Raw genomic sequence first — 23,134 nt, forward strand, 5'->3', positions numbered from 1 at the left:
GAATCGATCACGCACAAAACCCGGAACCTTTTCGGGGCCTGAATGGCTCAGAAGGGTTCCGGGTTTCTGCTTTTTTACGCAGGATGCCGATGCGTTTTTATTTTGTAGCAGATATGCTGTATCCGTAAACATCACACTTTATTCCGGTGCCGCTTTGGAATGGGCACGCTGAGCACCAGCGTGATGCCGATGGCCAGCGCAACCGCTACCTTAAAGGTGCTGATGCCGTTGGAAAGGGCCAGCGCATTGTTGCCCTGAATGAAATAGTAGGCGCAGTAGTAAATGCCAGCGCCGGGCACCAGCGGGAAGATGCCGGACAGCAGGAACACCGTTACCGGCATTTTAAGCACAATGGCAAACACGCGGGTGAGCAGGGTGAGCGGAATGACCGCCAGCAGGGAGGCTGCGGCACTGTCTGCCCCCAGCATTACGGCCAGCTCGTAGACAAACCAGCCCACGGCACCCACCAGCCCACAGAAGGGCAGGCTTTTGCGCGGACAGCCGAACAGAACGGCAAAACTCAGGGTGCCTGCGCCGGCAATAAAGAACTGCGCGGCCAGCTCCCCAATTTGTGTACTGGTCAACATCATGCCACGACCACCCCCGTAAAGAATGTATAAAGGCTCAGCACAAGGCCGGTGCCAATGGCAATGCTGGCTGCAATGAGCAGCGCATCGATCATGCGGATGGTGCCGGAGAGGTAATCTCCGTGCACAAAGTCGCGGATGCCCATGGTAAAGGCGATGCCGGGGGTCAGGATCATCAGCGAACCGATAATAGAATGACTGGCCGGTGTGCCCAGCATTCGGCAGGCCAGAATGCACACCAGCGTGATAAGTGCAGCACAGCTGATCTTGCAAAAGCCGCCGGGCAGCTCGTGCTGCTCACACAGCAGCAAATAGCCGCTGGCAAGAAAGCCTGCCAGTGCCGCCGCCAGTGCACTGCGCAGTGTGCCGCCGAAGATCAGCGCAAAGCAGAATGCACCGCACATGCCGCTGACCAGCTGCACCCAGTCCTTGGGAAAAGGGATGCGCCGCGCCAGCACCAGACGGCTCTCGGCTTCGTCCAGCGACATGCTGCCCTCTGCGATCTCGCGGGAGAGGGCGTTCACTGCCGCCACCCGGCCCAGATGAGTGGTGCGGGTAGGCACATTGCGCACCTCGCTGATCTCGGCGGTGCCCGCACTGGCAAAGATGCCGTTGGTCAGCACGTAAACATGGAACTCCCGCAGGTGGAATGACCGGGCCATGATCTCCATGGTCTGCTCCACCCGGAACACCTCGGCACCGTTTTCCAGCAATGTCTGGCCCGCCGCCATGATAAAATCCATGATGCGGCGGCGCAGTTCTTCATCCGGGAAAACCTCGCGGCTGTTCATTGCCGCACCTCCTTTATAAATAATGCTGTCTTATTCTACCATGTCCGCGGCTGGCGCACAAGATAAAAAAACGCAATTTCCTACTAAAAAACTTCGTTGTAGGTGTTGACAAATCCGGTCGATTGGATTATTATAAATGCAATATCACAAAAATGGCTGTGAAGAGAAGAGTAGGCCTTCGCATTGATCCTTACCAGAAAGCCCGGGCGATGGAAAAGGGCAGGAAACAGGAAGCTGAAAATGGTCTCGGAGCTGTGCGGGCGAGGTGCATGAGCGCTAAGTTTGCAACGGGATGCGCCCGTTACAGCGTCCGGCTGTAAGCAGCAAAGCTGCCGCAGCATTGAGGCTGTGCCCGCAAGGGTGCGGTAAACCAAGGTGGTACCACGGAAGTATGCTATGCTCCCGTCCTTGTCTGAGCGTTGGCTCAAGGTCAAGGACGGGAGCTTTTTTCATGCATCCGTCAAAGGCCCTTAGCACGGAACTGTGCCGTGCGGGCCGCTGTACATTCATAATAAGCAAATAGAGAGGGAACAAAACTATGATTACTCGTCGTGATTTTCTGAAAGTTACCGGAGCTGCAGCTGCTGCAGCTGCCCTGACCGCATGCGGCGGTTCTTCTTCCACCGCATCTTCCGCTGCTTCCGGCACTGCTTCTTCCGCAGCTTCTTCTGCTGTGGCTAAGCTGGACAAGGTGAAGGTGGCTGTGCCCAACGACACCACTAACGAGGCACGTGCTCTGACCCTGCTGGAGAAGAACGGCTTCTTCAAGCTGAAGGCTGATGCAGGCCTGACCGCAACCGCAAAGGACATCGAGGAGAACCCTCTGAATGTTTCCGTCGATGAGGTCGAGGCTGCTCAGGTGCCCAACGTCCTGCAGGACGAGGACTACGCCGTCATCAACTCCAACTACGCCATCTCCGCTGGTCTGGACCCCATGACCGATGCTCTGGCAATGGAGGACGGCACCTCTGCTTACGTCAATATTCTGGTCTGCAAGGACGGCAATCAGGAAGAGCCGAAGATCAAGGCTCTGGCCGCTGCTCTGCAGAGCCAGAAGGTGAAGGACTTCATGGATGAAAACTACAAGGGCGCTGTGGTGTCCGTTGTGGAGAACCCCACCGACGGCTATGATTCCTCCATCGACTACGATGCACTGAACGGCGAGACCGTCAGCTGCGCTGCTACTCCGGCTCCTCACTGCGAGGTTCTGGAGATCTGCAAGGACATTCTGGCCGAAAAGGGCATCACGCTGGATATTCAGGAGTACGACGACTACATCATTCCCAACAACATCGTTGAGGACGGCCAGTGCGATACCAACTATTTCCAGCATCAGCCGTATCTGGACGACTTCAATGCAGAGCACGGCACCCATCTGGTGACGGTTGCCGGCATCCACGTGGAGCCTATGGGCATCTACGGCGGCAAGCAGGACAGTCTGGCACCGATCGAGGGTTAAGCAAGCTCCCCCAGTCACCTTGCGGTGACAGCCCCCTCGGGGAGGGGGCCTTTGCCTGACCGTTCTGTTTCAGGCTCCCTCCATGAGGGAGCTGGCAAACCCGCAAGGGTTTGACTGAAGGAGTTTATTCAACAGCAAGGAGCAATTTCTGTGATCGAGATCAAACATCTTTCCAAGACCTTCCAGATGAAGGACGGCGCGGTGAATGCGCTGAAGGACATCAACCTCACCATCCCGGATGGTTCCATTTATGGCATCATCGGCATGTCCGGTGCGGGCAAATCCACGCTGGTGCGCTGCATCAACCTGCTGGAACGCCCCACCGAGGGCAGCGTTGTGATCGACGGCACCGCTATGGAGACTTTAAACGCAGCCCAGCTGCGTGAGCGCCGCCGCGATATCACCATGATCTTCCAGCAGTTCAATCTGCTGATGCAGCGCAGCTGTCTGAAGAACATCTGCTTCCCCATGGAGCTGGCCGGTGTGAAAAAGGCGGATGCCGAAAAGCGTGCCAGAGAGCTGCTGGAAGTGGTGGGCCTGCCCGATAAGGCCAACGCCTACCCGGCACAGCTGTCCGGCGGCCAGAAGCAGCGCATTGCCATTGCCCGCGCACTGGCAACGGATCCCAAAGTTCTGCTCTGCGATGAAGCCACCAGCGCACTGGACCCCAACACCACCCATGCTATCCTGACCCTGATCAAGGACATCAACAAGAAGCTGGGCATCACGGTGGTGGTCATCACCCATCAGATGAGCGTTGTGGAAGAGATCTGCGATCACGTTGCCATTCTGGACGGCGGCGTTGTGGTGGAGGAAGGCTCCGTGCAGGAAATCTTCTCAAACCCCAAAACGCCCGCAGCAAAGCGTCTGGTGGCACCCAACGGCGGCAGCGCTGCGCGGGACCTTTCCAGCTTTGCCCCGGACGACCATGTGGTGCGCGTCACCTTCAACGGTTCGTCCACGGCTAAGCCCTTGGTGGCAAGCCTTGCCGCAGAAAAAGGCATTCTGGTATCGGTACTCAGCGCCGACACCCGCGACCTGAGCGGTCAGTGCTATGGCTCCATGCTGCTCAAGCTGCCCGCTGATGTGGAGCAGGCAAAGCAGGCTGCGGCCTATATGCGCGCCCAGCCCGGCATTACGGTAGAGGAGGTGACCGGCGAATGAGTATTGCGGATTACGGTTTTGCTATCTGGGAGACCTTTTATGTGACGGTCCTTTCCACCGCGTTTGCGCTGGTGCTGGGCCTGCCGCTGGGTGTGCTGCTGGTGGCCGGTGATAAGGACGGCATTCTGCCGCTGCCCGGCTGGCTGATGCACATTCTCAACATCGTTATCAACATCCTGCGCAGTGTTCCGTTCCTGATCCTGATGATCTGTGTATTCCCGCTTACCCGTGCCATCGTGGGCACCACGGTGGGTACCAAAGCCACCATCGTTCCGCTGGTGGTGGCAGCCTTCCCGTTCGTGGCGCGTCTGGTGGAGACCAGCCTGCGCGAGCTGGACGAGGGCGTGGTGGAAGCCGCCCAGAGCATGGGCGCAACGCCGTTCCAGATCATTACCAAGGTGATGATCCCGGAATGCCTGCCCGGCCTGATCTCCAGCATGACCACCGCACTGACCACCATTCTGGGCTACTCGGCCATGTCCGGTGTCATTGGCGGCGGCGGTCTGGGCAAGATCGCTTTGTCCTACGGCTATTACCGCTACCAGACCGATATCATGATCGTGTGTGTCATTTTGCTGGTGCTGATGGTTCAGGTGTTCCAGACTTTGGGCACTGCTTGGGCCACCAGAAGCGATAAGCGGCTGCGGAAGTAACTCCTTCAGTCGCACTTCGTGCGTCAGCTCCCCCGGAGAGGGAGCCTCTGGCGAAGAGGAAAACTTTCCGGTATTGCCAAAGCCGAAAGGCTTTGACGGAAGGCATCCTCTCCTCATTTCGCCCCCGGACGGGAACTAAAATTTAACGTTTCAATTCCCCGCCGGAGGCTGCAGCACTCCTGCGGGGAATTGTGCTATATGGACAAACCCAGTAAAGGAGTATGTAGTATGAATCGCGATACCATCTGTGTGCAGGGCGGTTACACCCCCGGCAACGGCGAACCCCGCCAGATTCCCATTATCCAGTCCACCACCTTCAAGTATGCCACCAGCGAGGACATGGGCAAGCTGTTCGATCTGGAAGCTGACGGCTACTTCTATTCTCGTCTGCAGAACCCCACCTGCGACCTTGTGGCTAAGAAGATCTGCGAGCTGGAAGGCGGCACGGCCGCAATGCTGACCAGCAGCGGTCAGGCTGCAAACTTCTTTGCCCTGTTCAACCTCTGCGAAGCAGGCGACCACATCGTGGCATCCAGTACCATTTACGGCGGCACTTTCAATCTGATCTCCGTCACCATGAAGAAGATGGGAATCGATGCCACCTTCGTTGATCCGCTGTGCACCGAGGAAGAATTGAACGCCGCATTCCGGCCCAACACCAAGGTGGTGTTCGGCGAGACCATCGCAAACCCGGCCCTGACCGTGCTGGACATTGAGAAGTTTGCCAAGGCTGCTCACGCCCACGGTGTGCCGCTGATCGTGGACAACACCTTCCCCACGCCGGTCAACTGCCGCCCCTTTGAGTGGGGCGCGGATATCGTGACCCACTCCACCACCAAGTACATGGACGGTCATGGCGCGGTGCTGGGCGGTGCCATCGTGGACGGCGGCAAGTTCGACTGGATGGCCCACGCCGACAAGTTCCCCGGCCTGTGCACCCCGGACGACAGCTACCACGGCATCACCTACGCCGAGCGTTTCGGCAAAGAGGGTGCCTTTATCACCAAGGCTACCGCGCAGCTGATGCGTGACTTTGGCTCCATGCAGTCGCCCATGAACGCCTACATGCTGAACCTCGGTCTGGAAAGCCTGCATGTGCGGATGCAGCGCCACTGCGCCAACGGCATGGCTGTGGCAGAGTTCCTTGAGAGCCATCCCAAGGTGGCCTATGTGAACTACTGCGGCCTGGAGTCCAGCCCGTACCATGCACTGGCGGAGAAGTATCTGCCGAACGGCAGCTGCGGCGTGGTCAGCTTTGGTCTGGCCGGCGGCCGTGAGGCTGCAAGCATCTTTATGAAGAACCTGAAGCTGGCAGCCATCGAGACCCATGTGGCCGATGCCCGCACCTGCTGCCTGAACCCTGCATCCAGCACCCACCGCCAGATGAACGATGAGCAGCTGAAAGCCGCCGGTGTGCCCGCAGAGCTGGTGCGCATGAGCTGCGGTCTGGAAAGCAGCGAAGACCTCATCGCAGATATTACGCAGGCGCTGGATAAGATCTAAAAGGTGAGTTCAGCAGCATCTATCGGTTCCGGCCCTTCTCGTAAAAACGCGTTTGGAGCGCTCCGCAGGGCGCGACAAACGCAAAATATAAAAATAAATTCCGCTGAAGATAGCCAGAGCGTCAGCGGAGGCTATTCTAAATCGTTAGGAGTACGAACTATGCCGCTGATCATCCCAAAGACCCTGCCTGCTTACGATGCCCTCTACAACGAAAATATCTTCGTCATGCATCGTGAGCGCGCCCTTGCCCAGCACATCCGCCCGCTGGAGATCCTGATCCTGAACCTGATGCCCACCAAGATCACCACCGAGACCCAGATCGCCCGTCTGTTGGCAAATACCCCGCTGCAGGTGCACATGACCCTGCTGCAGACGGCCAGCCATGCGGCGACCCACGTTTCGGCAGCACACCTCGAATCGTTCTATAAGAACTTCAACGAGGTGAAGAACAACCGCTACGACGGCATGATCATCACCGGCGCACCGGTGGAGACCATGGACTTTGAGCAGGTGGATTACTGGCCGGAGCTGTGCGAGATCATGGACTTCAGCGAGACGAATGTCTACTCCACCCTGCATGTGTGCTGGGGTGCACAGGCTGGCCTGTACTACCACTACGGCGTGCACAAGCAGCTGCTGCCGGAAAAGATGTTCGGCGTGTTCGAGCACCGGGTCACCCGCCCGTCGAACCCTTTGGTGCGCGGCTTTGACGAGGTGTTCTATGCGCCTCACAGCCGCCACACCGGCATCAGCCGCGAGGATGTGGACAACTGTAAGGCTTTGCGCATCCTTGCCGAGAGCGATGCGGCCGGGCCTTTCCTCATGAGCACCGAGAACGGACGGCAGATCTTTGTCACCGGCCACCCGGAGTACGACAAATACACGCTGGATTCAGAGTACCGCCGCGATGTGGACAAGGGCCTGCCCATCCATGTGCCGGTGAATTACTACCCGGACGATGATCCCACAAAGCCACCGCTGTTCCGCTGGCGTGCCCACGCCCACCTGCTGTATGAGAACTGGCTGAACTACTACGTCTACCAGAACACCCCCTACGATCTGGGCGAGATCCAGCGCGTAAAGCACGAATAAATGCACAAAAACCGGTATTGCGTCAAAATTGCGCGATACCGGTTTTTATGCTATACTGTTCCTGCGGCCCTTCTCCATTCCCCTAACCGCGGAAAGGAGGTGAACCCCTTGGAAACTCTCTCTACATTTATCCAAACCGTTGCCGCGCAGGTAGTTGCCTACTATCTGTGTACATGGATCGACGGTAAGATCGGCAAGGGCAGCAAACACTAAAAGAAGCCCCCGGTACTGACACTACCGGGGGCTTCGTGTTTCGGCATGAACCCGATGGATTCAATCTCTCTACATTGCCTATCTTTAGTATATGCAGTTTTGGGCAAAAGTCAAGCGATGAAATGCAAATTATTTTTTACGCCTTACCGGCTTTTTTTTGCGCACGCTGTAGCCAAAGGTGCCCAGCTTTTTGCCCAGTGCCAGATATTCGCCGTGGCTGTAGACGATGAGCTTTGCCTTTTCGAGACACAGCTTGCCGTTTTCGTCCAGCAGGCTTTCGTCCACATCACAGGCCACCACTTCGGCAAGGAACAGGTCGTGGCTGCCCAGCGGGATCACCTGAGTTACCTTGCATTCCAGATTGACCGGGCTTTCTTCCAGAATGGGGCAGTCGGTCAGCACGCTGCCGGGGGCAGAATGCAGGCCGCAGGCGGCAAATTTATCCACATCACGGCCGCTTTTAACGCCGCACCAGTCCACCGAACGCACCAGCGCTTCGGTGGGCAGGTTGATGGCAAACTGTCCGCTTTCCTGAATGAGGTGGTGGCTGTAGCGCTCCGGCCGAACGCTGATGGACACCATGCTGGGCTGGGTGCAGATGGTGCCCGTCCAGCCGATAGTGATGAGATTGGGCCTTTCCAGCCCGCCGCAGGACACCAATACCGGCGGTTCCGGGTTCAGCAGGGTGCTGCCCCGCCAGCTCTGTTTGCTCATCCGTGATACTTCCTTTCGTAGGGTGCCCAGGTGCGCTCGCTGATGATGTAGCGCGGGCGGGCTTTCGTCTCCATATAAATTTTGCCGATATACTCGCCGATCACGCCTAAGCACACCAACTGCACGCCGCCCACAAAGCAGACGATGCAGATAGTGGAGGCCCAGCCGGCCACCACGCTGCCCATGGCAGCTTCGATGATGGCCCAGATGACTCCGATAAAGCTGATCAGGCTCACAAAGATGCCAGATCCGGTAATAAGGCGGATGGGCTTGTTGGAAAGACTGGTGATGCCGTCAAAGGCAAGGGCCAGCATCTTGCTCAGCGGATAGTGGCTCTCACCGGCAAGGCGTTCGTGGCGCTCGTAGGTGACTACCTCGCTCTTGAAGCCAACCAGCGGCACCATGCCGCGCAGGAAAATGTTCACTTCCCTGTAGTCGGCAAAGCTTTCCAGCACACGGGTGCTGATGAGGCGGTAGTCTGCGTGGTTGAACACGATGTCTGCGCCCAGAGCGTTCATCACATGGTAAAAGCCCTCGGCGGTGAAGCGCTTGAAGAAGGTATCTGTATCGCGGCGGCTGCGCACGCCGTAGACCACCTCGGCACCGTCCAGATACTTTTTAACCATCTCGTCCATGGCGTTGATGTCGTCCTGACCATCGCAGTCGATGGAAATGGTAACATCGCAGGTGCCGCTGTGCAGTGCCTCCATCAAGCCTGCCAGCACGGCGTTCTGGTGGCCGCGGTTGCGGCTCTGGGAAATGCCGATGTAGTGCTCGTCCTGTGCGGCAAAACTCTGGATCAGTTCCCATGTCTTGTCTTTGGAGCCGTCGTTCACGAACAGCACCCGGCTCTTCTCGCTCACAAGGCCCTGTGCGGCAAGGCCGCTGATCTTTTCCAGAAACATGGGAGCTGTAATGGGCAGCACCTGCTCCTCGTTGTAGCAGGGGATCACGATCCATAAAATCGGTTTTGACATATTTAAAAATACTCCTATATTAAAAATAACAAGATGATGCCGCTGACGGTTACGGCCTTCCAGTGAAAAAGAGTTTTAGAAAAATCCGTAGATTTTTCTAAAACTCAAATATAAAAATAAAATTTCAGCTGAATACAGCCAAAGCGCACACGGCGGCTATTCAAATGGTCACTGCACCATTTGCTTCAGTACCGCAGGCTCCAGCAGCTTGAAGCTGCTTTTGTAGGTGTCCAGCAGGCCGTCCCGCTGCATCTGACTCAGCTCGCGGCTGAGGGCGCTGCGGTCGCAGTTCAGGTAATCTGCCAGCTGGATGCGGGAGAACGGGATGCTGAAGGTCAGGCTGCCAGCCCGCTCGGCTTCACTGAGCAGATAGGCGCACACTTTGGCCCGTAGGCTTTTGAGCACCAGCAGGTCGATGCGGCGGGAGAGGGAAAAATATTTATCGCTGATGGTGCGCACCAGATTGCGCAATGTCTGCTGGTGCGCCGGACTGCCATCCGAAAGCAGCAGCCGCTCGTAGGGAATCAGCAGCACCTCGCAGGGCACCGAAGCCATCACCGTGACCGGGCTTGCCAGACTGGAACCGCTCAGCACATCGCCGAACACGCCGCCCGGTTCCATGTGAGTGATGGGAATGCGCGCACCCTGCGGCCCGGGACGGTAGGCTTCCAGCTCACCGGACAGTACGATGCCCACCCTGCGGTTGGGTTCGCCCGCCAGAACAAGCGCTTCGCCTTTGCCATAGCTGCGCATAACGGCACCCAGCTGAGCCAGCAGGGTCTGCAGCTCTTCAGGGGTCAGACCATTGAATAAAGAGGTGGAGCATAACAGCGGAAGAAAGTTTTTCATCACAATTCCGTGGGAAAGATCCGGCTTCCCACAGCCCTCCTGCAATTCCGTTGCACACGCAACGGTATTTTTGACTCTATTATAGTAAACTTAGACCCGCAAAGCAAATGATTTTGCAAATTTGCCTTGTAAAAAATATGAAAAGACCGACCCATGGTTCTGTGCAAAATTTTCAGGCACAAAATGGCGCGGTCTTGTGAGGAAAGAGGGAACCCCGCATGAAAAAACTGACATCCATGCTGCTGGCTCTGGCCCTTGTGCTGAGCCTTGCCGCCTGCGGCGGTGCGGCATCCAGCTCTGTTGCATCCAGTGCAGCTTCCAGCGAAGCTGTCCCCGAGGCTGCTTCGGAAGCCGCTTCCAGTGAGGAAGCCAAGGAACTGTCCACCACCGATGCTCTGCGCATTGCCGGCCTGAAAGGCCCCACCACCATGGGCCTTGTCAACCTGCTGAGCATGGAAGAGGATGGCACCGCTTCCATGGATTACGACCTGCAGCTTTACGGCGCTGCCGATGAGATCGTGCCGCTGCTGATGAAGGGCGAGCTGGACATGGCTGCCATCCCGGCAAATCTGGCCGCCACCCTGTATCAGAAGACGGAGGGCGGCATTCAGGCTGTGGCCGTCAACACGCTGGGCGTGCTGTACGTAGTGGAAAAAGGCGGCGATACGATCCAGTCCATGGCAGACCTTGCAGGCCGTACCATCCTGTCCACCGGCAAGGGCACCACGCCGGAGTACGTGCTGCGCTATCTTCTGAACGCCAACGGCATCGACCCGGACAAGGACGTGACCATTGAATACTACAGCGAGGCCACCGAGGTCACGGCCCAGATGGCCAATACCGAGGATGCCATTGCAGTTCTGCCCCAGCCCTATGTGACTGCAGCCGGCCTGCAGGACGACACCCTGCGTGTGGCCCTCGACCTGACCGAGGAATGGAACAAGGTTGCGGATACCCAGCTCATTACCGGCGTGACCGTGGTGCGCAAGGAGTATGCCGAGGAACACCCGGATGTTGTGGCCGCATTCCTTACCGACTACGCCAAGAGCGTGGAAGCTGCCAACACCGATCTGGACGGCACTGCCGCTCTGTGCGAGGAGCAGGGTGTTGTGGCCAAGGCTGCCATTGCCAAGAAGGCCCTGCCCAACTGCAACATCGTCTGCCTGACCGGCGACGAGCTCAAGACCAACGCATCCGCTTATCTGCAGGTGCTGTTTGATGCCGACCCCAAGGCAGTGGGCGGCGCAATGCCCGGCGACGATTTCTACTGGACTGCCGAGTGATTCCTCAATAAGCCATCTCTCCGGCCGCTGTGCGATTGGTACGCACGGCGGCTTTTTTGTTTGCACAAAATGCTTGTATCCCAGCTTTTGTGCTCCCTGCACAAATTTAAAGACAATTTTTTGTGAACGGAAATGAATGAAATTGACTGAAAACGATTGATTTTGGCGCTGCATTTGCTATAATAAAGATGAAATCAACCAAAACAACGCACAAACGGTCATAAACCGTCAAAGATAAGATCAAACCAAAGGAGAGGATGCCGATGCTGGCAGAAGAACGCTTCAGCCTGATCATGGAACAGCTGAACCGCAAGCGCACCGTGACAGTGCAGGAACTGTGCGAGGCGCTGAACACCAGCGAATCCACCATCCGGCGCGACCTGACCGAACTGGACCGGCTGGGCAAGCTGAACAAGGTGCACGGCGGTGCCACCCTGCCGGACAGCCGTTTTCTGGCGGATGAACCCACCATGGAGGCCAAGGAGTCGCAGGCTGTGGAGCAGAAGCGCAGCATCGCGCAGGCGGCGGCGCAGCTCATCAACGCCGATGATTTTGTGTTCATCGATGCAGGCTCCACCACGCTGGAGCTGGTGCGTGCACTGGCGGGGGATGCCCTCAAAGCCAGCTATGTGACCAACGGCGTGGCCCATGCCCGGGCACTGGCCCGAAAGGGCTGCCGGGTGTATCTGCCCGGAGGACTGCTGCGGCCCGAGACCGAAGCCATTGTAGGTGCACCCACAGTCACCAGCCTGCAGCGCTACAATTTTACCAAGGCGTTCATGGGTGCCAACGGTGTGGCGCTGGATGCCGGTTTTACCACGCCGGACCCCGAGGAAGCTGCCGTGAAAGCAGCGGCAGTGCACCGTGCACGGGAAGCCTGGTTCCTTGTGGATGATGCCAAGTTTTCCCGCATCTACCCGGCAGTCATTGCCGACCTGCAGGGCGGTGCCATTCTCACCAACCGCTGCCCCAACCCCAAATACAAACAATTCACGCTGGTAAAGGAGACGGAAGTATGATTTATACCGTAACATTCAACCCGGCCATTGACTATGTGGTGCGTTTGAATGCACCGCTGGAAGTAGGCGAGGTGAACCGCGCCAAAGGCGAGGACTGCGTGCTGGGCGGCAAGGGCATCAATGTGTCCGGTGTGCTGGCACAGCTGGGCTGCGAGAGCGTGGCGCTGGGCTTTGTGGCCGGTGAGACCGGCGCATGGCTGGAACGCGGTCTTGCTGCACAGGGCTTAAAGACCGATTTTGTGCATCTGGAACAGGGCATGACCCGCATCAATGTCAAGATCAAGGCAGGGCAGGAGACCGAGCTGAACGGCGCGGGCCCCGACATTCCGGAGAGCGCCATGCAGGAGCTGGAAAAGAAGCTGGACAGCCTGAACGAGGATGATATCCTCATTCTGGCGGGCAGCATCCCGGCAAGCCTTTCGCAGGATACCTACGAGCGGCTGCTGGCCCGGCTGCAGGGCAGGGGCGTGCGTGCTGTGGTGGATGCCACCCGCGACCTGCTGGTGAACGTGCTGCAGTACCACCCCTTCCTCATCAAGCCCAATAACCACGAGCTGGGCGAGATCGTGGGCAGGGTGCTGACTACGGACGAAGAGATCATTGCTGCGGCCCGCACCCTACAGCAAAAGGGCGCTCGCAACGTGCTGGTAAGCATGGCGGGCGACGGTGCCCTGCTGGTGGACGAAAATGGCGAGGTGCACCGCATCGGCTGCCCCAAGGGCAAGGTCGTAAACAGCGTGGGCGCAGGCGACAGCATGGTGGCCGGCTTTGTGGCTGGCTGGATGCAGACCCGGAGCTATTCCTTTGCACTGCGTCTGGGCACAGCCTGCGGCAGTGCCACCGCGTTCAGTCTGGGTCTTGCCACCAAAGAAAAAATCGACGAACTGATGAAGGAAATCTGACCCTCTGTGACGGAGAGGGTTGCAGTTATACAGGAAGGGAGAAAAATCATGCGTATTACGGAATTATTCACCGCGCAGTCCATCGCACTGGATGAGGCTCTGACCGATCAGGAGCAGATCATCAGCCGTCTGGTGGAGCTGCAGGCCACCCATGGCAACATCACGGATAAGGAAGCCTACAAAAAGGCCCTTTATGCCCGTGAGGCGGAGGGCTCCACCTATGTGGACAACGGCATCACGGTGCCCCACGCCAAGACCAATGTAGTCACCCGGCCCAGTCTGGCGGCGCTGCGGCTGAGCAGCCCTGTGCAGTACAATGCCGAGGACGACGGTACCACCGACCTGCTGTTTGCCATTGCGGCTCCGGAAAACGGCAGCCTGCATGTGGACATGCTGGCCCGTATGATGCAGATGCTGATGAACGAGGACTTTGTAGAAAAGCTGAAGGCCGCAAAGACCCCGGCAGAGTTCCTTGACTGCATCGATGCACAGGAGGAGGCTCAGTTCGGCGCGGAGAGCTTCACCCAGCAGGAGATCCCCCAGAGCGGCTACCGCATTCTGGCCGTGACCGCCTGCGTCAACGGCATCGCCCACACCTATATGGCAGCGGAAGCCCTGACCAAGGCCGGTGACAAGCTGGGTCTGCCCACCAAGGTGGAGACCAATGGCTCGGATGGAGCAAAGAACATCCTCACCAGAGAAGAGATCGCAAACTGCGACGGCATCATCGTGGCAGCAGAAAAGAAGGTGGAGACCGCCCGCTTCGACGGCAAGCCGGTGCTGTTCACCCGGGTGGACGATGGCATCCACAAGCCGGAGGAGCTCATCAAGAAGATCGTGCACGGCGAGGTGCCTGTTTACCACGCCGAGGGCGGCGCACAGGCCGCCGAGGATGCTTCCGGCAAGGACAGCTTTGGCCGCGCTCTGTACAAGAACCTGATGAACGGTGTCTCCCACATGCTGCCCTTCGTGGTGGGCGGCGGCATCATGATCGCACTGGCGTTCCTGCTGGACGATTACACCATCGATCCCTCCAACTTTGGCATGAACACCCCGGTCGCTGCCTTCTTTAAGACGGTGGGCAGCGCAGCCTTCGGTTACATGCTGCCCATCCTGTCTGCCTTCATCGCCATGTCCATCGCGGACCGTCCGGGTCTGGCGGTCGGTTTTGTGGGCGGTGTGCTGGCCATGAACGGCACCAACTTTGCAGGCATTGCAGCGGGTGAGACCACCGGTGTTTCCGGCGGCTTCCTTGCTGCACTGCTGGCCGGTTTTGCTGCAGGCTACATCGTCGAGCTGCTGAAAAAGATCACCGAAAAGCTGCCTGCCAGCCTGAATGGCATCCGTCCCATGCTCATCTACCCGCTGGGCGGTATGCTCATCCTCGGCGCGGTGATGTGCGGCATCAACCCGGTCATGGGCATGATCAACACTGCCATGACCGATTGCCTGAACGCCATGGGCGGCACCTCCAAGGTGCTGCTGGGTGCCATCGTGGCCGGTATGATGAGCATTGATATGGGTGGCCCGTTCAACAAAGCAGCTTACGTCTTTGGCACGGCAGCCCTTGCCTCCGGCAACTATGAGGTGATGGCCGCTGTCATGGTGGGCGGCATGGTTCCTCCCATCGCCATCGCCCTGTCCACCACCTTCTGCCCCAAGAAGTGGACTGCCGACGAGCGCCGCAACGGCATCGTGAACTACGTCATGGGCCTGTGCTTCGTCACCGAGGGCGCGATCCCTTATGCAGCAGCAGATCCGCTGCGCGTCCTGCCCAGCTGCGTGGCCGGTGCAGCGGTGGCCGGTGCGCTCTCCATGACTTTCGGCTGCGCTCTGCGTGCACCGCACGGCGGCATCTTCGTGTTCCCAGTCGTGGACCATACCGCTCTGTACTGTGTGGCGCTGGCTGTGGGCAGCGTGCTGGGTGCTGTGATCCTGAGCCTGCTCAAGAAAAACCGTACCGACGCAGAATAAACGCCATTCACTCCATATTCGAGATACTTCATAAAGCTACAGCAAGCCTCCGGGGAGACCCGGGGGCTTGCTGTATTACGCAGGATCGCGCGAAGGATCAGAAGGATAAAAAGAAAAAGTAACCGCCCACGACTTCCAATCCAATCAGATATAACATGATACACCCGCTGTCAAAAACGCGGCAAGAACCATTTTCACAAAAAATGCAGCAAAGAACAGCGCGAAACACCGCATTTGCTGGAAAAAGCTTTGCAGCCGCCCTTTTGGATTGCACCCGGTTTTTGAGTGTGGTATACTGTTTCTGTTATGGAAAAGTTCCGGTGCGGTGTGCCGGGCACAGCAAAGAGGAAAAAGGAAACGAACGATGAAAATTGGATTTGACAACGACAAATATCTCTCGATGCAGTCAGAACATATCCGCGAGCGCATCAAGAAATTCGACAACAAGCTCTATCTGGAATTCGGCGGCAAGCTGTTCGATGATTACCACGCGTCCCGCGTACTGCCGGGCTTCCAGCCCGATTCCAAGCTGCAGATGCTGCTGCAGCTGAAGGATCAGGCCGAGGTGGTCATCGTTATCAGCGCCGAGGACATCATCAGCAACAAGATCCGCGGCGACTACGGCATCACCTACGATCTGGATGTGCTGCGCCTGATCGATGCCTTCCAGGAAGTAGGCCTGTATGTGGGCAGCGTGTGCGTGACCAAGTACGCCGCTGCACCGGAGGTGGAGGCCTTTGAAAAGCGGCTGAACAGTCTGGGCATCCGCACCTTCCGCCACTACAAAATTCCCGGCTATCCCAACGATGTGGCCCGCATCGTCAGCGACGAGGGCTACGGCAAGAACGATTACATCGAGACCCAGCGCCCGCTGGTGGTCATCACGGCCCCCGGCCCCGGAAGCGGCAAAATGGCCACCTGCCTTTCCCAGCTGTACCATGAGTACAAGCGCGGCGTGAAGGCCGGTTACGCCAAGTTCGAGACTTTCCCCATCTGGAACATTCCCCTCAAGCACCCGGTGAATCTGGCCTACGAGGCTGCTACAGCCGACCTGAACGATGTGAACATGATCGACCCGTTCCATCTGGAAGCCTACGGCGTGACCACCGTCAACTACAACCGCGATATTGAGATCTTCCCGGTGGTGAACGCCATGTTTGAGCTGATCGCTGGCAAAAGCCCGTATAAGTCCCCCACGGACATGGGCGTGAACATGGCAGGCAACTGCATCGTGGACGATGCGGTCTGCCGCGAAGCCTCCCGCAAGGAGATCCTGCGCCGCTACTTCAAGTGCCTGTGTGAGCAGAAGATCACCGGCACGGTCAAGGAGACCGAGCGCTACAAGCTGGAACTGCTGATGAATCAGGCCGACCTGACCGTGGGCCAGCGCGAAGTGGAAAAGCAGGCTCATGCCCGCAGCGAGAGCACCGGCGGGGCCCCTGCTGCCGCCATTGAGCTGCCGGACGGCACCGTTGTTACCGGCAAGACCGGTCCGCTGCTGGGTGCAGCAGCATCTGCTCTGATGAATGCTCTCAAGGTGCTGGCCGGTATCCCGCAGGAGACCGACCTTGTGAGTGCGGCTTCCATTGAGCCCATCCAGACCCTCAAGACCAACTATCTGGGCGGCAAGAATCCCCGCCTGCACACCGACGAGATCCTGATCGCGCTTTCCAGCTCGGCTGCTTCCAACGAGCAGGCTGCAGCGGCCATGCATCAGCTGCCCAACCTCAAGGGCTGTGATGTGCACTCCACCGTGCTGCTTTCGGGTGTGGATACCAGCACCCTGAACCGGCTGGGAATGTACCTGACCTGTGACCCTGTTTACGAGGAAGAGGACCGCAAGTACCACAAGCAGTAAATTATACAAAAAACAAAACAGGCGCATCCAAAGGCCGAAAGGCTGGCGGATGCGCCTGTTTTTTATTGGTTCAGATGCCGGTAAAATAAGGTCTGTACTTTTCTGCGTACAGCTGGGTGCCCATGCGGCGCAGGCCGCCGTACAGGTGCCGCCGGATCAGCGGTTCAATGGCATCCAGATCTTTTTCCCGGATCACACGCAAAATTTCCCGGTGCTCGCTCAGCACATCCGGCACATTGTTGGCCCGCACCACATCCAGACGGGTAAAGCGGGAATAATCCGGCTGCGGCTTTGTCAGGTTCTGCCAGATATACCACTTGTTCATGCTGCAAAACCAGATGGCGTGCATTTCCAGATCCAGCGTCAGGAAGGCATTGATATCCACATTGTCCGGGTCGGTCATGGTCTGGGCCATCTCTTCCAGCAGGTCATATTTGTGCTTGATTTCGATGTACTCTTTGGGCGAACAGACCTGAATGAAATCGCGCAGCACCGTGCTTTCAACGGCTGTGCGCTGGTACACGATCTGATCCACGATATCCAGATTGATGGGGGTGACGATGGTGCCCTTGCAGGGAATGATCTGCACAAAGCCGTTCTGTTCCAGCCGCTGCAGGGCAGCGCGCACCGGTGTGCGCGAAATGCCGAACCGTTTGCACAGCTGATTTTCGCTGATGGTCTCTCCGGGCTTGATCTTCAGCGTGACGATCTCATATTCCAGCGTCTGGTAGATGTCCTCCGGATGCAGCTGTTCAGCCATGTGCTCACACTCCATTTACATAGTTGATGATAAGATATTTCTATTTTAGCCTGCCAAAAAGAGATTGTCAACGCATGAGAATGAAGTATACAATAGCCTGTATACAAGTATAGGAAAAGCTCCGAAATTTATCATATCTGACAAAAATTGATATATCAGATGAAAATGAACCAAATAGTGTCGCCGGATTGTAACAGTTTCCACGAGAAACGGATAAGATTGTTAGTTATGCACAAAGAAACTTTACGAAGTTGGTGAAGTTTGGCTTTTGTGCGGATGTGAATTTTCTGTTACGATTAGCGTGCAATGAAAATGCTGTATACAGGGGTCACCAAAAACTTTGCTAGCGTATAAGGCAAAAAGGCACCCCTGAAACAAGGAGGAAGAAGATTATGAAAAAGGTCTCTCGTCGCAATTTCCTGAAGGTGTCTGGTGCAATGGCAGCTGCAGGTGCTCTGGCAGCCTGCGGCGGTTCCGGTGCATCCACTCCGGCTGCTTCCGGCGCAGCATCCACCAGCACTGCAGCAAGTGCCGCAGCAGCCGGTGAGGACAAGTTTGCATCTCTGGGCGACTTCACCATGACCGTGGGTCATGCACAGCCCGAAGGCAACCCCCGCTTTGTTTCCATGGAGCAGTTTGCCGCCGATGTGGCAGAGGCCACCAACGGCCATGTGAAGATCGAGGTTTACGGCAACGGCCAGCTGGGCACCGAGAAGGAGATGCTGGAGCAGGTCGTGGCCGGCACCGTGCAGGGCATGCGCGGCGGTCAGTTCGACTTCAGCCCCCGTCTGCTGATGTTCACCCTGCCCTTCCTGACCAACACCCGTGCGCAGGTCACGGCTCTGCTACAGAGCGATCTGGCACAGAAGGTGTGCGCTGAGGCCGAAGGCGAGACGGGCACCGTCATCATTAACCTGTGCGATGCAGGCGGCTACCGCCAGTTCTCCAACTCCAAGCACCCCATCAAGGCTCCCGCAGACCTAAAGGGCCTGAAGATGCGCACCAACGGCATGAAGACCATTGACATGACCTTCCAGGCAATGGGTGCTACCACCACCACCATCCCGTACTCTGACCTGTACATGGGCCTGAAGACCGGCGTTGCAGACGGTCAGGAGAACCCTTGGGTCAACGTGGAGGGCATGAAGTTCTATGAAGTGCAGAAGTACTTCACCGAGGTCAACTACCAGTTCCATCCGGACCCCTTCTATGTGAACGCAGCATGGTGGAACGGCCTACCCGAGGAGTACCGCGATATCATTACCGAGTGCGCCACCAAGATGGGCGAGTACAACGACGAGCTGATCGACAAGAACTCCAGCGCCGCAAAGCAGACCATCGTGGATTCCGGCTGCGAAGTCTACGAGCCCTCTGCCGATGAGCTGAAGGCCTTCCAGACCGCTGTGCAGTCCGTGTACGACCAGTGTGTCACCGAGGGCATCTGCACTGCCGACGAGATCAAGGAGATGCAGGATATCGTCGCAAAGGCATAAGCAGAAACGACCAAAGGCAAAAAACGGCCATGTTACGGTAAAGGCGAGAGGGCAGCCTGCGGGCTGCCCTCTGCTGTAACAGGCCAATGGAAAAAGTTGTAAAATAACCGAAAGGGGCTGAGCACCATCGAAAAGCTGAAAAAAATCGGCAAGAAGCTGTTTGACATATACTTTACCATCGGCGTGATCGCCATGGCACTGCTGGCAGCTCTTGTGATCTTTACCGTTATTGCGCGCTACTGCTTCTCCCTGAGCTGGAAGCAGCTGGCAGAGTTCAACACCACCCTGTTTGCCTTTACCACTTTCTGGGGCATGGGCATCAACGTGATCAAGGACGAGCACGTCATGATCGACATCCTTTACGACGGTGTCAAGCCTGCCCGCAAGCGCTGGCTGGCTATCATCAATTACCTCATCGTGCTGGCCGTGGTGCTGGTGTTCACCTATCAGGGCTTCAAGTATGTGGGCGTTGCCGGTAAGCAGATCAGTCAGGGCATGGAGATTCCCATGATGTATATGTACGGCATCATGCCGGTGTGCGGCATCATCTGTGCCATCTGCGTCGTGATCAAGATCATCACCCTGTACAAGGCCGATATTTCCTACTTTGCGCCCAAGAATCAGGCGCTGAGCCGTGACGACGCATAAGCGGAAAGGGGAGAATACACAACTATGGCAATGCTCATCCTTCTGGTGCTGCTGATCTTCTTTGCCGCGCTGGGCATCCCGCTGGCTTTCGCCATCGGCGCTTCCTGTGTGACCTACATCCTGATCTATGCACCTACCTTTACTACCATGCTGCCGCAGCGCGTGTGGAACGGTGCCTACAGTGAGTTGATGATCGCCATGCCGCTGTTCATGCTGGCTGGCGAACTGATGAACACCGGCGGCATCACCCAGCGCATCATCAACTTCTGCATGGAGCTGCTGCGGCCCATCCGCGGTGGTCTGGGCGAAGTGAACATTGTGGCTTCCATGATCTTTGGCGGTATTTCCGGTTCCTCTGTGGCCGATACCTCGGCTCTGGGTTCCATCCTGATCCCCGCCATGGAGAAGGAAGGCTACCCGCCGGAAGCTTCTGCCGGTATCACGGTGGCATCCTCTACCATGGGCATGATCATCCCGCCCTCCACCCCCATGATCGTTTACTCCATGATCTCCGGTGCATCGGTGGGTGCGCTGTTCGTGGCAGGTGCCGTGCCCGGCATCCTGATCGGTCTGACCCAGCTGGTGCTGGTGTACATCATCAGCGCCAAGAAGGGCTGGCATCCGGAAAAGGTCAAGTTTGACGGCAAGCGCGCCGCCAAGAGCCTGCTTTCCGGCATTCCGGCCCTCATCATGCCGCTGTTCATCATCATCTGCGTTTCCTTCGGCGTGTGCACTGCATCCGAAAGTGCCGGTGTGGCCGTGCTGTATTCCATGCTGGTGGGCTTCTTCGTCTACAAGGAGCTGACATGGAGGGGTGTCTGGGAGGCTTTGAAAAAGACCCTGATCTCTTCTTCCTCCATCATGCTCATCATCGGCTTTACCACCATCTTTACATGGGTGCTGACCATGCAGAAGGTGCCGCAGACGGTGGGTGCCTTCTTCATGTCCCTGAACATGCCCGCATGGGCCATTGCACTGATCTTTGATGTGCTGATCCTGATGATCGGCACCTTCATCGACGTCAGCCCGGCCATCCTGCTGCTCACCCCCATCCTGCTGCCGGTCATGGTGCAGTACGGCTTCTCGCCGCTGCAGTTCGGTGCCATGATGATCACCGGTCTGGCCATTGGTCTGGTCACTCCGCCGGTCGGCATGTGCCTGAACGCCTGCAACAAGATCAACCGTATGCCCATCATCGAGATCTTCAAGGGTGCAGCGCCCTACGTGATCTGCAATGTGATCGTCCTGGTCTCCATCAGCCTGTGGGGCCCGCTTACTACCGCCCTGCCGCAGCTGCTGGGCTACAGCATCTTCTGAGCTCAACGCGTATACCTCTTATAAAAAACAGGCAGCGCTCCCTTGCGGGGCGCTGTTTGTTTTTTGTACGCAAACAGGCGGGACTGTTGTATTTGACGGACAGATATGGTACACTAAGGCCACTTGTGTATAGGAATATAGGAAAAGAGGAATTAAATCATGGATACGCAAAAACAAAAGCGCAGCGCCTTTTCCGGCAAGATCGGCTTTGTGCTGTCGGCCGCAGGCGCTTCGGTGGGTCTGGGCAACATCTGGCGGTTTCCGTACCTCGCCGCGAAATACGGCGGCGGCATTTTTCTGCTGGTGTACATCGTGCTGGCCGTCACCTTTGGCTACACGATGATCGTGGCCGAAACGGCACTGGGCCGCATGACCCACAAAAGCCCGGTGGGTGCCTTTGGAGCTTTTGGCAAAAAGGGCGGCCTGCGGTTCGGCGGCTGGATCAATGCGGTCATCCCTATTCTGATCGTGCCGTACTATTCGGTCATCGGCGGCTGGGTCATCCGCTATCTGTCGGAGTATATCAGCGGCCATGGCAGTGAGCTTTCGCAGGACGGTTATTTTTCCAATTTCATTTCCAGCGGACTGTCGGCAGAGGTGTGCTTTCTGATCTTCACGGCCTTTACGCTGGCCATCATCTTTGCCGGTGTGCGCAACGGCGTGGAGCGTGTTTCCAAGGTGATGATGCCGGTGCTGGTGGTGCTTTCGGTGGTCATTGCGGGCTATTCGGTCACGCGCCCGGGTGCACTGGCCGGCGTCAGATATTTTCTGGTGCCGAACGTGGCAAACTTTTCCTGGATGACGGTGGTCACGGCCATGGGCCAGATGTTCTATTCGCTGTCCATCGCTATGGGCATTCTGGTCACCTTTGGCTCCTATATGAAGAAGGAGGTCTCCATTGAGGAATCCACCGAGAACGTGGAGGTGTTTGACACGGCCATTGCCATCATGGCGGGCCTGATGATCATTCCGGCGGTGTTCTCCTTCTCCGGCGGCGACCCGGACACCCTGCAGGCCGGCCCGGCGCTGATGTTCATTACCATCCCCAAGGTGTTCGAGAGCATGGGCTTTGGCCATGTGGTGGGCATCCTGTTCTTTTTGCTGGTGCTGTTTGCAGCCGTGACCAGCTCCATTGCCCTGACAGAGAGCGCTGTCTCCACCTTTGAGGACGAGCTGGGCTGGAGCCGCGAGCGCGCAACGGCACTGATCGGCCTGATCATGGTGGCGCTGGGTAGCCTTTCGGCACTGGGCTATGGCCCGCTGGCGGGCGTGACGGTGTTCGGAATGCAGTTTCTGGATTTCTTCGATTTCCTCACCAACTCTGTCATGATGCCCATTGCAGCCATTGCTATCTGCCTGCTGGTGTCCCGCGTGATCGGCGTGCAGAAGATCGAAGAAGAGGTGACGCTGGGCGGCAAGCCCTTCCGCCGTAAAAAGATCTTCAACTTCATGATCCAGTATCTGTGCCCCATCTTTGCGGCCATTATCCTGATCAGCTCTGTGGCAAATGCTCTGGGCTGGATCGCAATGTAAAAACAAAAAAGCGCAGAAGGTGTTTCTCAAAGGAAGCCTTCTGCGCTTTTTTGTATGTCCAAAAGGTTTTCTTATGCTGTGAAGTTGCATAAAGCATAGAAAACGGCGATTTTGGCCTCAATTAGCTGGAAGCCTGATTTTATTAGCTGGAACCGAAAATTCTGCTAATGGCATTCGCTGGCTAATTTTGGTGATAGGTTCAAAATGAAAAATGCGAAGATCGTCTTTCACATGGAAAAATGACCTTCGCATTTTCTTAAAATGGCGTCCCCGCCCGGATTCGAACCGGGGGCCTCAGGCTTAGGAGTAGGGGCTGAAGCCATAAATCCTAGGCAAAAGTAGGTA

At 57.1% G+C, this 23,134-nt stretch carries 20 protein-coding genes; 14 read left to right on the forward strand and 6 right to left on the reverse strand.

Going from position 1 to position 23,134, the window contains the following annotated elements; genetic code table 11:
* Positions 1-131: 131 nt before the first annotated feature.
* Together GKG36_RS13070 and GKG36_RS13075 are read right to left on the reverse strand one after the other, a co-directional pair.
* Complete coding sequence (locus GKG36_RS13070; protein WP_154261111.1) at positions 132-590, reverse strand: threonine/serine exporter family protein; 459 nt, start codon at positions 588-590, stop codon at positions 132-134.
* Positions 587-1,378: a threonine/serine exporter family protein gene (locus GKG36_RS13075; protein WP_154261113.1), complete on the reverse strand. Its 792-nt coding sequence runs from the start codon at positions 1,376-1,378 to the stop codon at positions 587-589. The genes GKG36_RS13070 and GKG36_RS13075 overlap by 4 nt, the downstream gene beginning before the upstream one ends.
* A 538-nt stretch (positions 1,379-1,916) precedes the next feature.
* On the opposite strand from GKG36_RS13075, the gene GKG36_RS13080 reads away from it, so the two are divergent.
* The 5 genes from GKG36_RS13080 (at position 1,917) to metA (ending at position 7,249) form a co-directional block, all read left to right on the forward strand.
* Positions 1,917-2,837 (forward strand): MetQ/NlpA family ABC transporter substrate-binding protein, encoded by a 921-nt coding sequence (locus tag GKG36_RS13080; RefSeq protein WP_097773984.1) that lies wholly within the window; start codon positions 1,917-1,919, stop codon positions 2,835-2,837.
* A gap of 150 nt (positions 2,838-2,987) precedes the next feature.
* Entirely contained in the window at positions 2,988-4,001 is a 1,014-nt protein-coding gene (locus GKG36_RS13085; protein ID WP_097780908.1) for an ATP-binding cassette domain-containing protein, read from the forward strand.
* On the forward strand, positions 3,998-4,654 hold the full coding sequence (locus GKG36_RS13090) for a methionine ABC transporter permease (RefSeq protein ID WP_097773982.1): 657 nt from the start codon (positions 3,998-4,000) through the stop codon (positions 4,652-4,654). Before GKG36_RS13085 ends, GKG36_RS13090 begins: the two co-directional genes overlap by 4 nt.
* A gap of 228 nt (positions 4,655-4,882) precedes the next feature.
* Complete coding sequence (locus GKG36_RS13095) at positions 4,883-6,157, forward strand: O-acetylhomoserine aminocarboxypropyltransferase/cysteine synthase family protein (RefSeq protein WP_154261115.1); 1,275 nt, start codon at positions 4,883-4,885, stop codon at positions 6,155-6,157.
* A 159-nt stretch (positions 6,158-6,316) separates the two neighbouring features.
* Entirely contained in the window at positions 6,317-7,249 is a 933-nt protein-coding gene (gene metA / locus GKG36_RS13100) for a homoserine O-succinyltransferase (protein ID WP_005946493.1), read from the forward strand.
* A 342-nt stretch (positions 7,250-7,591) separates the two neighbouring features.
* On the opposite strand, the gene GKG36_RS13105 is transcribed toward metA, so the two are convergent.
* The 3 genes from GKG36_RS13105 to GKG36_RS13115 form a co-directional block, all read right to left on the reverse strand.
* Positions 7,592-8,176, reverse strand: coding sequence for a flavin reductase family protein (locus tag GKG36_RS13105; RefSeq protein WP_154261117.1), 585 nt, complete (start codon positions 8,174-8,176; stop codon positions 7,592-7,594).
* The gene (locus GKG36_RS13110; RefSeq protein ID WP_097780904.1) at positions 8,173-9,153 is read right to left on the reverse strand and encodes a glycosyltransferase family 2 protein; all 981 of its coding nucleotides are present in this window, start codon (positions 9,151-9,153) and stop codon (positions 8,173-8,175) included. The genes GKG36_RS13105 and GKG36_RS13110 overlap by 4 nt, the downstream gene beginning before the upstream one ends.
* A gap of 168 nt (positions 9,154-9,321) precedes the next feature.
* Positions 9,322-10,002: a Crp/Fnr family transcriptional regulator gene (locus GKG36_RS13115; RefSeq protein ID WP_120081410.1), complete on the reverse strand. Its 681-nt coding sequence runs from the start codon at positions 10,000-10,002 to the stop codon at positions 9,322-9,324.
* A 218-nt stretch (positions 10,003-10,220) separates the two neighbouring features.
* Between GKG36_RS13115 and GKG36_RS13120 the strand changes: the two genes are divergently transcribed.
* The 5 genes from GKG36_RS13120 to GKG36_RS13140 all read left to right on the forward strand — a co-directional run bounded on the left by GKG36_RS13120 (position 10,221) and on the right by GKG36_RS13140 (position 17,038).
* Entirely contained in the window at positions 10,221-11,285 is a 1,065-nt protein-coding gene (locus GKG36_RS13120; protein WP_097780903.1) for an MqnA/MqnD/SBP family protein, read from the forward strand.
* A gap of 263 nt (positions 11,286-11,548) precedes the next feature.
* The gene (locus GKG36_RS13125) at positions 11,549-12,304 is read left to right on the forward strand and encodes a DeoR/GlpR family DNA-binding transcription regulator (protein ID WP_154261119.1); all 756 of its coding nucleotides are present in this window, start codon (positions 11,549-11,551) and stop codon (positions 12,302-12,304) included.
* A complete protein-coding gene (gene pfkB, locus GKG36_RS13130; RefSeq protein ID WP_154261121.1) occupies positions 12,301-13,206 on the forward strand; it encodes a 1-phosphofructokinase in 906 nt (301 codons plus the stop codon). Before GKG36_RS13125 ends, pfkB begins: the two co-directional genes overlap by 4 nt.
* A gap of 48 nt (positions 13,207-13,254) precedes the next feature.
* A complete protein-coding gene (locus GKG36_RS13135) occupies positions 13,255-15,180 on the forward strand; it encodes a fructose-specific PTS transporter subunit EIIC (protein WP_154261123.1) in 1,926 nt (641 codons plus the stop codon).
* 364 nt (positions 15,181-15,544) lie between these two features.
* The gene (locus tag GKG36_RS13140; protein WP_044954306.1) at positions 15,545-17,038 is read left to right on the forward strand and encodes a DUF1846 domain-containing protein; all 1,494 of its coding nucleotides are present in this window, start codon (positions 15,545-15,547) and stop codon (positions 17,036-17,038) included.
* 70 nt (positions 17,039-17,108) lie between these two features.
* On the opposite strand, the gene GKG36_RS13145 is transcribed toward GKG36_RS13140, so the two are convergent.
* On the reverse strand, positions 17,109-17,798 hold the full coding sequence (locus tag GKG36_RS13145) for a GntR family transcriptional regulator (RefSeq protein ID WP_044954305.1): 690 nt from the start codon (positions 17,796-17,798) through the stop codon (positions 17,109-17,111).
* 392 nt (positions 17,799-18,190) lie between these two features.
* Between GKG36_RS13145 and GKG36_RS13150 the strand changes: the two genes are divergently transcribed.
* The 4 genes from GKG36_RS13150 to GKG36_RS13165 all read left to right on the forward strand — a co-directional run bounded on the left by GKG36_RS13150 (position 18,191) and on the right by GKG36_RS13165 (position 22,789).
* Positions 18,191-19,291 (forward strand): TRAP transporter substrate-binding protein, encoded by a 1,101-nt coding sequence (locus GKG36_RS13150; RefSeq protein ID WP_154255862.1) that lies wholly within the window; start codon positions 18,191-18,193, stop codon positions 19,289-19,291.
* A gap of 192 nt (positions 19,292-19,483) precedes the next feature.
* Positions 19,484-19,939, forward strand: coding sequence for a TRAP transporter small permease subunit (locus GKG36_RS13155; RefSeq protein ID WP_097780928.1), 456 nt, complete (start codon positions 19,484-19,486; stop codon positions 19,937-19,939).
* A 24-nt stretch (positions 19,940-19,963) separates the two neighbouring features.
* Positions 19,964-21,256 carry a TRAP transporter large permease gene (locus GKG36_RS13160; protein ID WP_154261125.1) on the forward strand — a complete coding sequence of 431 codons (1,293 nt, stop codon included), beginning with the start codon at positions 19,964-19,966 and terminating at the stop codon, positions 21,254-21,256.
* 159 nt (positions 21,257-21,415) lie between these two features.
* On the forward strand, positions 21,416-22,789 hold the full coding sequence (locus GKG36_RS13165) for a sodium-dependent transporter (RefSeq protein WP_154261127.1): 1,374 nt from the start codon (positions 21,416-21,418) through the stop codon (positions 22,787-22,789).
* The last annotated feature ends 345 nt before the right edge of the window (positions 22,790-23,134 follow it).

It is taken from the genome of Faecalibacterium sp. BIOML-A1, assembly GCF_009679715.1.
GTDB lineage: Bacteria > Bacillota > Clostridia > Oscillospirales > Ruminococcaceae > Faecalibacterium > Faecalibacterium taiwanense.